This is a genomic window from Chryseobacterium sp. UF-81, assembly GCF_058245105.1.
The window spans coordinates 1-1,263 of record NZ_JBSIBX010000024.1; the positions used below are offsets into that span (position 1 = coordinate 1).

Sequence of the window (1,263 nt, forward strand, 5' to 3'; positions counted from 1 at the left end):
CTCTCGCATTCTATGTTAAAAAGCAAGTAAAATTTATTAAAAATTAAGATGCAAATTTGTAAGTGTTTACAAAAGGAGTTTGTCTGGATATTACAGCAAAAGCTCTGCTTACAATTTTGCATTTTATATTATTTAAAACCAGCAAGGTATGTTTTCCTTCGTCTTTCTTTTTCTGATAATAACTCTTCATTTCGAGGTCATATCTTATGGAATTTAAAGCTACAAGATGGAGTAATGATTTCATCTTCTTGTCAGCAAAATGATTTACTTTTGTTCGTCCTCTTACAGATGTTCCTGAACAATACTCAAAAGGGGCAATACCTGAATAAGATGCAAAATTCCTCCAGTTCTTAAACACACTGAACCCTTTTGTTGCCAAAAGTAAATATAAAGCAGTAATATCTCCAATACCAGGTATACTTTTAAGCAGTAATTTTTGTTGTTTTAGTTTTTCATTGAGTTCTATGATCTCATTGATTTTCTTTTCAATAGATTGAAGAACTTTTTTTAAATAAATAAGAGTTTTTTTGTTTATAGGATTTACAATCCTGAAAACAGTCTCAGGAAGAAATCCTTCGGCCTCATTGGTAGAATTAAAAGCTTTAATAGCTTCTATCACTTTTTCTCTTTCTGCAAAGAGAAATTTAAGCTGCAGAATTTCAAGTTGCAATGCAGATGAGAGTACGATCTTGTCAAGATGTCTCAAACCATAAAAAGCAATATCCTTTGCATCGGTTTTATCAGATTTACCTCTTGTAATTCCTTTTGATCTTTTTATTTCCAGGGCTGGAATTTCTGCAAAGTCACAATCTCTTTCTGAAAGAAAAATATTCAATGGCATAGAGTAAAAACCAGTATTTTCAAACAAAAACAATACTTCATTCAAAGGTTGTTTCAGATTTTTAAGAGTGCTCAATAGCTGCTTAATACTTTTAGTGTTATTAGTAGTTTTTCCCTGCATCAGAACTTTACCCTCAGAATCAATAATACAAAAATCGAGGGTGGATTTTGAGACATCAATTCCTGTGAAAATTTTGTACTTTTTCATAACTTAGTGTTTAGATTAAAACAAAATGTTGAATTTCTTTAAAGCCTTTATTAGACCTTGATGTCTATCATTCTATCTAAAGCTATTCAACGGGTTCAAAGACAAAGCAGAGGACTAATGCGAGAGAGAAGTCATAAACTTTGCAGATTGAATAGTTCACCTCTGCTTTTCTTTGAATAAAGTTATCTCTTTTTAATTGAATACAAAGTAAAGGC

General features: G+C 31.0%; 1 protein-coding gene. It reads right to left on the reverse strand.

Features of this window, described 5'->3' with window-relative positions; translation table 11 throughout:
* Positions 1–43: 43 nt before the first annotated feature.
* Entirely contained in the window at positions 44–1,048 is a 1,005-nt protein-coding gene (locus AC4IFE_RS19975) for an IS110 family transposase (RefSeq protein WP_490758870.1), read from the reverse strand.
* Positions 1,049–1,263 lie beyond the last annotated feature (215 nt).

Bases quoted from the DNA above. Each gene is read 5' to 3' on its own strand.
- AC4IFE_RS19975 (WP_490758870.1), bottom strand. From the start codon at position 1,048: ATGAAAAAGTACAAAATTTTCACAGGAATTGATGTCTCAAAATCCACC.